Below are 9,530 nucleotides of genomic sequence, written 5' to 3' on the forward strand. Positions count from 1 at the left end.
CGTATGGAAGCGGCTAAAGAGCTACGGGGTGATGGGGCGTGAGAGCAAAATCGCTGTGGCCGGGCACAGTTCAACGGCCTGGCGCGTGGCGAGGATCGCGGCAGGCGCGGTCTCGCGGCTCACAAGGTTGAATCCGGTCTTCTCGAAGAAGGCTTGTGCGTCAGTCGTAAGGAGCCACGCAGTTCTGGCGTCCGCGTCGAAGGCCTGACGCAGCAGCACCGCAACGAGATTCCGGCCGATGCCCTTGCTTCGACAGCTTGGCTCGACTGTCACCGAGCGGATCAGCACATCGCGCCCGTATTGTTCGAAGCCGCCGTATCCGACGTGCGAACCGGCAAGCGTCGTGAACCCGAAAAAGCGGCGCTGCGGTTCGTTGAGGTCATCGACCGGGAGGCCGTCACGGACCAGGGCCTTGACCAGACCGACGTCACTTCCGACGGTCTCGTGTGCAATGATTATGGCGCTCACACTCGCTCCTCAGGCCGTCTCGTACCAGCGCTGCGAGCGATTCACGACGCCAACCACCAGCAGCATGACTGGCACTTCGATCAGTACGCCAACGACTGTCGCCAGCGCCGCGCCAGACTGGAACCCGAAAAAGCTGATGGCGGTAGCAACGGCCAGTTCGAAGAAGTTGCTCGCGCCGATCAGACTGGACGGACCCGCCACGCAGTGCGCGACCCCGAGCTTGCGGTTCAGCAGATAGGCCAACCCGGAGTTCAGAAACACCTGAATGAGAATAGGGACTGCGAGCATCGCAATGACCAGCGGCTCCCGGACGATTGCTTGCCCCTGAAACGCGAACAGCAGCAACAGCGTGGCGAGCAGCGCGCAAATCGAATAAGGCCCGAGGCGGGACACCGTGCGATTGAAGTGGGTCTCACCCTTCGCGAGCAGCACGCGACGCAATAACTGCGCGATGACGACTGGAATGATGATGTAGAGACCCACCGACGCGATCAGCGTATTCCAGGGAACGGTGATGGCGGACAGGCCAAGCAACAGTGCCACGATCGGCGCGAATGCGACAATCATGATCGCGTCGTTCAGCGCCACCTGCGACAAGGTGAAATAGGGATCGCCCTTGCAAAGCTGCGACCAGACGAACACCATCGCCGTGCAGGGGGCGGCAGCCAGCAGAATGAGGCCGGCAATGTAGCTGTCGAGTTGCGCTGCGGGCAACCAGGCGGCGAAGACGTGGCGCACGAATATCCAGCCCAGTAGCGCCATGGAGAAAGGTTTGACGAGCCAGTTCACGAACAGCGTAACGCCGATCCCGCGCCAGTGGCCCTTGACCTGCGCCATCGCGCCGAAGTCGATCTTGATGAGCATCGGAATGATCATCACCCAGATCAGCACGCCCACCGGCAGATTGACCTGCGCCAATTCCATGCGACCGATCGCCTGAAAAAGGGACGGCAACCACTGGCCCAGCGCGATGCCCGCGACGATGCACAGCGCAACCCACACCGTCAGGTATCGCTCGAAGAAGCCAATGACCGGACGGCTCGCGCGAGCGACCGAATCAGTGCTGCCCATTGGATTCCTCGGCGGGACGTTCGCCAATCGCGCGCACTTCATTCTGGGCGGCATTGCGATCGAGTACGTGCAACGGCAGGTTCACAAACTGGCTCACCCGCGTCAGAATCTGCCGATAGACCTTGGTGAAGACCGCGCGCTTCTCTTCGTCGCTGCCCACGAATGCGGCAGGGTCTTCAAAACCCCAGTGCGCGGTGATCGGCTTACCGGGCCATATCGGGCACACCTCGCCAGCCGCCTGGTCGCACACGGTGATCACGAAGTCCATTTGCGGCGCGTCGGGTGCACCGAACTCATCCCAGCTCTTACTGCGCAGCCCGGCCGTGTCGTAGTCCAGCGACTCGCAGCGCTCGATCGCAAACGGATTGACCGCGCCTGACGGGTGACTGCCTGCGCTGAACGCGTGGAATCGACCCTTGCCTAGCGTGTTAAAAAGCGCCTCGGCCATGATGCTTCGGGCACTGTTGCCCGTGCAAAGGACCAGAATGTTGTAGGTCTTGTCGTTCACGTCTTGCTCCGATTGAGATCTGCGCCGGCGCAGCAGGCATTTGAAGAAACGCGGGCTTCGCGCGAACGATCGCGCGACTCTCCATAAACAGGGGCGTGCTCAAGCGTTTGAAACGTCTCCCATGCGACGCCCTGTGGGTCCACGGTCCAGGTCTTATCCGACTTTGCATAACAGCAGGTCGTCGCCGTCTGATTCGTGACAGGCAATTCAGCGCTCGCGAAACGCGCTCGCATCTCGGCAAGTTCCTCGTCCGATTCGACCTGAATGCAAGGTGATCAATGCCGGGCTTTACGCCACGCTGCGAAATAGCGAAGTTGACCTTCGGATCGCTCAACTCCCATTTGCGGTAGTGCGACTTCGATACCGTCGGTTTCGCGCCTCCAAACATGGCAACGTAGAACCGGGTGCTCGCATCAATATCTTCGACAGCAACGTGGATGTGCATGCGTTTCATGATTTAGCTCCTTGGCACTGCGACACAGCTTGAACGGAACAGTCAGCGCCCGCACAGCAGTTCTCGGTCAGAAACCCGAGCAGTGCGTTCATCGCATCGAAGTTGGCTGAATAGAAGATGAACCGTCCCTTCTGCTCGCTGTTGACGAGGCCCGCATGCGACAGGTCTTTAAGGTGGAACGACAAGCCAGACGGCGAGAGGCCAAGCTGCTGAGCAATCTCACCAGCCGGCATGCCTTCGGGGCCCGCGACAACCAGTGCGCGGAAGATCGCCAGGCGCGATTCATGAGCGAGCGCGCCGAGCGCGCGTACAACGAGGTTCGAGTCCATGGCGGCATCATAGACCTGTCGATTCAAAGATTCAAGTAATCTTGAAACGATGCGGCCACGGTGTTTGATGGTCAATTAGGGACGGTAGATAGCGAGTGGAGGGAAGAAAGTTGAACCCGCCCTCCAACCCTCAAACTCGAAATCTTGGGCTAGAATACCTGTATATTTATACAGTACTCCTGGAGCCAGATCGTGGGTCGGCCTGTCTTAGCCGCACAGCAGTTACGCACGCCCGAGGAACGGGCGCGCTCCCTCGATGCTGCGCTCGACAGAAATATGTATTCGGAGTCGGGGGGAATAACGCTTTGGCGCGGGGCTCAGCTCGCGCGCGTTCACGGCAGGACGGTCGACACCGGCTACGCGGCCTTGTCGGCCGAGCTACCCGGCGGCGGCTGGCCACTGGGTGCATTGGTGGAGCTGCTGGTCCAGCAACCAGGGATTGGCGAGATGCGACTCCTGAAGCCGGCGCTCGCCGAACTCAGCGCACGTCCAATTGCGCTCTTGCAGCCGCCGCATGTCCCTAATTCGCTGGCGTTCGCGTATCTCGGGGTGCCGGTCGAACGACTGATGAGGCTGCGAGCACCAAAAACGGCGGATGCGCTCTGGTGTGCAGAACGCGTGCTTCAGGCGGGGAGCTGCGGCGCGCTCATTTTGTGGCAACAGCACATCCGAACCGAGGCGCTGCGGCGATTACACCTGGCAGCGCAAACGTCGGAAACGCTGCTTGTGCTCATTCGGCCGCTCGCCAGCGCGCAGGATTCTTCGCCAGCCACGTTGCGGCTGGGAGTGCGACCCGCTGACGGTGGCCTCGTCGTCGATGTCGTCAAGCGACGGGGCCCAATACGAAGCGAAACGCTGTCCATCACTCTGCAACCGTCTCCGATTCTTCTCAGCCCCTATGGCCGTGTTCGTCGCCATCTTCCTGCCCCGGCTTTCGCTGGAGGTGTTCCGTCCGAGGTGGTCACCTCGCACTGAGCACGGGTGCGTCGTGCTCGAGCGCGACAAGGTGGTGGTGGCAGATTCGATGGCGCGCGAGGCTGGTGTGCTTCCGGGGATGAAACGCGGCGGCGTGACTACGCTATCGCCGGACGCGCTGATGTACGACCGGAGCATCGAGCGCGAGCGAGATATGCAGCGCGAGGTCGCCTTCGGTCTGCTGCGCTTCTCGCCGCAAGTCGCGCTCTGCGATGAGGAAACCATCGTGATGGACGTGACGGCCAGCCTGCGTCTCTTCGGTGGTATCCGCCAAGTCTGCGCGTTGATGCGCGAGGTCGTGATGTCTATCGGCGTGACGATTCGCATGAGCGTGGCGCCGACTGGCCAGGGAGCATGGCTGCTTGCAAAACGCGGCTGGTGCCGCGTGCTCAAGATGCCATCGCTCGAGCGGAACCTCAACGCACTGCCGTTCACGGTCGTGCAGGAGCTGCGCGGGTTTGCCGACTGGTTTCAAGGCCTAGGCTGCCGGGTGCTGGCCGACATCCGTCGCCTGCCGCGGGCCGGCCTGAAGAAACGCTGTGGCGTCGGGCTGCTCGATGCGCTCGACCGCGCCTACGGCCTCTCGCCCGAACTGTACCAATGGCTCGAGATGCCGCCGACTTTCAGCGCGCGCACCGAGCTTCCTGACCGGGTCGAGCATGCCGACGCCATCCTGTTTTCGGCGAAACGCCTCATAGTCCAGTTGTGCGGCTGGTTGAGCGCGCAGCAGTTCGCGCTGACCCATGCCACGGTGTCGCTCGAGCATGAGCGCGGCCGCGAAGCCATCGAGCCAACCACTCTCGAGATAGCGCTTGCGGAACCGACATGGCACGAGGAGCACCTCGTTCGTTTGCTGAAGGAACGCCTCGGTCGCACCGAACTGCCAGCCGCCGTCCTGGCGGTCCGGCTGACCGCGTCCAGCGTGCAGCCCGCCGAGCCACCGAGCGATTCGCTCTTTCTCGACCCGGGCGGTTCAGCTGAAGACCACAATCGCCTTATCGAGCTGCTGGTTGCGCGGCTTGGCACGGAGAACGTCGAGCGCGCGGCGCCGACATCCGACCACAGGCCGGAGATGGCGAACCGCTGGGTGCCCATCCAGAACGATGCGAAGGTGCAGGCACCGCCTCCAGGTCTGCCACGACCGACCTGGCTGCTCGAGAAACCCATCAAGCTCATGATGAAGAACCATCGACCGTTCTACGGCTCGCCGCTCAGGCTCGTGTCGACTGGGGAGCGCATCGAGGCAGGATGGCACGACAGCGAAGCGGTGACGCGCGACTACTACGTTGCAGAGGCCGCCGATAAAAGCTGCTACTGGATTTATCGCGAACGGCCCGTCGTGAAGACGGAAGAAGTGCGCTGGTATCTGCACGGCCTCTTCGGATAAGACGGTGCAATCGTGGACTTCCCATCGTCGATGCTTCCAGAGTACGCGGAGCTTTTCGCCTTCACCAACTTCTCGTTCCTCCGCGGCGCCTCGCACGGAGAAGAGCTGGTGCTGCGTGCATCCCAGCTCGGTTATTCAGGCCTCGCAATAACCGACGAGTGTTCGCTCGCCGGCGTCGTACGCGCCCATGTCGAAGCGAAGAAAGAAAAGCTCCCCCTGGTCATCGGCTCGTACTTTCAGCTCGTGAATGCAGACCGGTCGCCGGCCTTCGGTCTCATCTTGCTGGCGCAAAATCGCGAGGGCTACGGCAACCTTTCCGAATTCATCACGCTCGGACGCATGCGTGCAGCGAAAGGCGAATACCTGCTCACGCCGCACGACATCTCGAAGCCAGAGAAAGGCTACACGCATCTGCGGGGAATGCCGGACTGCCTCGCCATTCTGGTGCCCGATTTCCCGGCGACCGAAGATGCGCTGGCCGTCCAGCTCGAATGGATGAACGACGTGTTCGCGGGACGTGCATGGGTCGGACTGACGCTGCACCAGCACGCGATGGACGACATCCATCGGGGCATCGTCGAGCATGTGGCGGACCAGTATCGCGTACCGGTCGTGGCGACGGGCAACGTCGTCATGCATGTCCGCTCGCGTAAGCCGCTGCAGGACACGATGACGGCAATCCGGTTGCGTAAGACCGTCGCCGAATGCGGATACGACCTCGCGCCAAACGCCGAGGGCCATCTGCGTTCTCGGTTTCGGCTGGGGAACCTGTATCCGACGCGTGCACTGTACGAGACGCTCAACATTCTTGAACGGTGTAACTTCTCACTCGACGAGCTTCGCTACGAATATCCCGACGAGCTCGTGCCAGAGGGTTTTACGCACGAAGCGTATTTACGGCAGGAGACATACATCGGTGCGCACCGGCGCTATCCCAACGGCATTCCGCACAACGTCCAGGAGCAGATTGAGCACGAGCTACAGCTCATCCGCGAACTGGAATATGAGGCCTATTTCCTCACGGTCTACGACATCGTGCGCTTTGCCCGCAGTCAGCACATCCTGTGTCAGGGGCGCGGGTCGGCGGCGAATAGTGCGGTCTGTTACTGCCTCGGCGTGACGGAGGTCGACCCATCACGCGGGAACATGCTGTTCGAGCGCTTTATCAGCAAGGAACGTGGCGAGCCACCCGACATCGACGTGGACTTCGAGCATCAACGTCGCGAAGAGGTCATCCAATACATCTACCGGAAGTACGGGCGCGACCGTGCGGCGATTGCTGCAGCGGTATCCACATACCGGCCACGCGGCGCGCTGCGCGAAAGCGGCAAGGCGCTCGGCGTCGACCCGCAAATTGTGGACAAGGTGGCGAAATCGCATCAGTGGTTCGACCATTCGGCCGACCTGCTTCAACGCTTCGCTGAATCCGGACTGGACCCGGAGAATCCGCTCATCGGTCTCTGGGCGAAGCTTGCTGCTCAGATTCTCAACTTTCCACGCCACCTGTCGCAGCACTCCGGTGGCTTCGTCATCAGCCGCGGCAAGCTCACGCGGCTGGTCCCCGTCGAGAACGCGACGATGGCAGACCGCTCCGCCATTCAGTGGGACAAGGACGACCTGGAAGCGCTCGGCCTGTTGAAAATCGATGTGCTCGCACTTGGCATGCTGTCGGCCATCCGTCGCACGCTCGACATCGTGTCAGAGCAGTGCGGTGAGCGTTTCGAGATGCAGGACATACCTCCCGAGGACGCGGCGACCTACGAGATGATTTCGCGGGCGGACACCGTGGGCGTGTTCCAGATTGAGTCGCGTGCGCAGATGAGCATGCTGCCGCGGATGAAGCCCCGAGAGTTCTACGACCTCGTTATCGAGGTGGCCATCGTGAGGCCGGGCCCGATTCAGGGCGGCGCAGTGCATCCTTACCTGCGCCGGCGCCAAGGACTGGAGCCGGTGACGTATCCGAGCGACGCATTGGAGGTCGCTCTCGGGCGAACGCTTGGCGTGCCCATCTTCCAGGAGCAGGTGATGCAGGTGGCCATCCTGGCTGCCGGTTTTACGCCGGGCGAAGCGGACCAGTTGCGCCGCGCGATGGCCGCCTGGAAACGTAAGGGTGGTCTCGACAAATACTACGACCGCATCGTCAACGGTATGACCGAGCGCGGTTACACGAAGGACTTCGCCGAATCCATCTTCCAGCAAATTCACGGTTTTGGCGAATACGGCTTCCCGGAAAGCCACGCGGCGAGCTTCGCGCTGCTTGTGTACGCGAGCAGCTGGCTGAAGTGTCATGAGCCGGAGGCGTTCCTCGCGGCGATGCTGAACAGCATGCCACTCGGCTTCTACTCCGCGTCGCAGTTGATTCAGGATGCGCAGCGACATGGCGTGAAGGTGCTCCCAGCCGACGTCACCATCAGCAACTGGGATTCGGTGCTCGAGCGTGAAACATCGGCATCCAGGCCATCAGTACGCCTTGGCCTGTCGCTGTTGAAGGGCATGAAGGACGGTGCAGCGGAGCGAATCGAAGCCGCGAGAGCCGTGAGGCAGTTCTCCAGCGTCAGCGACCTTGCGCGCCGCGCGCAACTCGACCGAAATGACCTCAAGGTTCTGGCAGCAGCAAACTCGCTGTCACTGCTCGCTGGCAATCGACGCGAAGCGCTCTGGGCGTCCGTCGCCGCTGTGCCCGACAGCGACATCCTTGCCGATGCTTGCGTCGATGACGAAACGCCTGCGTTCGGGGCGCCGTCGGAAGGCGAAGACATCGTCGCAGACTACAACTCGATGAGCCTCACGCTCGGCCGGCATCCACTTTCCCTTCTGCGGCCAGCCCTGCTAGAACAGCGCCTGATGCCAGCGGCAACACTCATGACCTATCGTAATGGCAGACTCGCTCGTGGCTGCGGGTTGGTCACAGTGCGGCAACGGCCGGGAACGGCGAAAGGCGTGATGTTTCTCACCATTGAGGATGAGACCGGCAACGTGAACATCATCATCTGGACATCGGTTCAGGAGAAGTTCCGGCAGGAGGTGTTGGGCGCGTCGCTCCTCGCCGTGTACGGAACGTGGCAATGCGAAGGCGAGGTTCGCCACCTGGTTGCGCAGAGGCTCGTCGATTTGTCTCACCTGCTCGGCGGGCTAACGGCAGTCAGTCGCAACTTCTGCTGAGCTCGTGCTGATTATGTCATCAATGTCTGTATTGCCTTGCTCAGCGACTTTTTGCTGCCGCGCGATTGACGAAGGAAGATTTCCGCAATCCCCTTAGTCGGAATGCTCGTGTCCAACTTCGCAAGGTCTTTCAGTTTGACCCACTGGCAGCGCGCTATTTCGTTCGACGGTATTGGTTCCGAGCCGTCCGTCAGCCTAACAATGAAGACGAAGTGCCGGGTTCGCAGACCCCGAAACGGAAGAGGTAGTGGTTATTTGAAACTTGCAGCCCAGTCTCTTCGTCGAGTTCCCGGATTGCCGTGGACGCGATGTCTTCACCGGCTTTCTGCCGGCCACCTGGGAAAGCCCAGCGACCACGCTCCCGGGCGACCAGTAGAACGTTGCCGTTGCGCTCACAAATTACTGTTGCTCGTCGCTTCATTGTCCTTTCGGCGCCTTAATGGGCTTGTTGGCAAATGGATTGATGGGGTACACCTTCTCCGGTTCCTTGACCCGCTCGAGCAGCTGGACCTTGGGCCACGCTGCGACCATCGACTCCAAGCCACGCACGACGTTGGTTTCCAACGCCTGGATTCCCGAGTCACCTTGAAAATTAGCGCTGAACGCTGCATGGAATCGGTACTGGAAATGACCCGAAATTTCCGTGATTCGCTCAGCCGTACCTGACTCCGTGTAGATGACCGATTCGGGCGAGAACGGGTCGTAGTAAATCACGTTCGGATAGTCGGTATTGACGGCAACGCGTGGCTCATCGGAGACCAAAAGCGAGCCCACGAGCTGAATTGAGCCTTTCATGCCCTTCGGCGTCTTGAACACCCAGATTCGCTTGGGCAAGCGTCCAGCGAGGTCTGTGAGCTTTGAGTTGTTGGAGCCGAAGTATCCGACCTCACGGTTCTTCAGGTTCGATTCCAGCTTCTGCCAGTAGTAAAAGATGTCCATGCAACTGCGCTTGATTGTTTGGTTGTTTGTCGATGTTCTTTGATATTACCAACTCCGCGTGGATAGTCTCCTTCGCCGGAAGAAGCCCGCTTAAAATAGGCGTATCGTTATCTTGTCGCGCGCAGTTGTAAATTGATACAGCAACGCAGTTAGGAATTGATACACCTCGTTGTAGGGTTGCTCCTTTTGGGCGGCCCGTGATCAGCTACGAGGAGTACATGGAAATCGAGATTCTGC

General features: G+C 60.7%; 9 protein-coding genes and 1 pseudogene. 3 read left to right on the plus strand and 7 right to left on the minus strand.

Annotated elements, in window-relative coordinates:
• Nucleotides 1-21 precede the first annotated feature (21 nt).
• The 5 genes and pseudogenes from arsN2 to NE850_RS22950 all read right to left on the minus strand — a co-directional run bounded on the left by arsN2 (nt 22) and on the right by NE850_RS22950 (nt 2,830).
• A complete protein-coding gene (gene arsN2, locus NE850_RS22930) occupies nt 22-468 on the minus strand; it encodes an arsenic resistance N-acetyltransferase ArsN2 (RefSeq protein WP_012431288.1) in 447 nt (148 codons plus the stop codon).
• Nucleotides 469-477: 9 nt separating this feature from the next.
• Nucleotides 478-1,539, minus strand: a complete 1,062-nt coding sequence (gene arsB / locus NE850_RS22935; protein WP_012431287.1) for an ACR3 family arsenite efflux transporter — start codon at nt 1,537-1,539, stop codon at nt 478-480.
• Nucleotides 1,526-2,047: an arsenate reductase ArsC gene (locus NE850_RS22940; protein WP_012431286.1), complete on the minus strand. Its 522-nt coding sequence runs from the start codon at nt 2,045-2,047 to the stop codon at nt 1,526-1,528. The genes arsB and NE850_RS22940 overlap by 14 nt, the downstream gene beginning before the upstream one ends.
• A pseudogene (locus NE850_RS22945) lies at nt 2,044-2,501 on the minus strand (ArsI/CadI family heavy metal resistance metalloenzyme). Before NE850_RS22945 ends, NE850_RS22940 begins: the two are co-directional and overlap by 4 nt.
• The gene (locus tag NE850_RS22950) at nt 2,498-2,830 is read right to left on the minus strand and encodes a helix-turn-helix transcriptional regulator (protein WP_012431285.1); all 333 of its coding nucleotides are present in this window, start codon (nt 2,828-2,830) and stop codon (nt 2,498-2,500) included. Before NE850_RS22950 ends, NE850_RS22945 begins: the two are co-directional and overlap by 4 nt.
• Before the next feature lie 192 nt (nt 2,831-3,022).
• Between NE850_RS22950 and imuA the strand changes: the two genes are divergently transcribed.
• From imuA to NE850_RS22965, 3 genes are read left to right on the plus strand one after another with little or no spacing between them, the layout of a single operon-like run.
• Nucleotides 3,023-3,805, plus strand: coding sequence for a translesion DNA synthesis-associated protein ImuA (gene imuA / locus NE850_RS22955; protein WP_012431284.1), 783 nt, complete (start codon nt 3,023-3,025; stop codon nt 3,803-3,805).
• A complete protein-coding gene (locus tag NE850_RS22960) occupies nt 3,729-5,192 on the plus strand; it encodes a DNA polymerase Y family protein (protein WP_012431283.1) in 1,464 nt (487 codons plus the stop codon). Before imuA ends, NE850_RS22960 begins: the two co-directional genes overlap by 77 nt.
• 30 nt (nt 5,193-5,222) lie before the next feature.
• Nucleotides 5,223-8,354 (plus strand): error-prone DNA polymerase, encoded by a 3,132-nt coding sequence (locus tag NE850_RS22965; RefSeq protein ID WP_012431282.1) that lies wholly within the window; start codon nt 5,223-5,225, stop codon nt 8,352-8,354.
• Between the two features lie 190 nt (nt 8,355-8,544).
• On the opposite strand, the gene NE850_RS22970 is transcribed toward NE850_RS22965, so the two are convergent.
• Nucleotides 8,545-8,775 (minus strand): NUDIX domain-containing protein, encoded by a 231-nt coding sequence (locus tag NE850_RS22970; protein ID WP_223274461.1) that lies wholly within the window; start codon nt 8,773-8,775, stop codon nt 8,545-8,547.
• Nucleotides 8,772-9,293: a hypothetical protein gene (locus tag NE850_RS22975; RefSeq protein ID WP_012431281.1), complete on the minus strand. Its 522-nt coding sequence runs from the start codon at nt 9,291-9,293 to the stop codon at nt 8,772-8,774. Before NE850_RS22975 ends, NE850_RS22970 begins: the two co-directional genes overlap by 4 nt.
• Between the last annotated feature and the right edge of the window lie 237 nt (nt 9,294-9,530).

The organism is Paraburkholderia sp. USG1, assembly GCF_031570135.1.
In the GTDB taxonomy this organism is placed as follows: Bacteria; Pseudomonadota; Gammaproteobacteria; order Burkholderiales; family Burkholderiaceae; genus Paraburkholderia; species Paraburkholderia dioscoreae.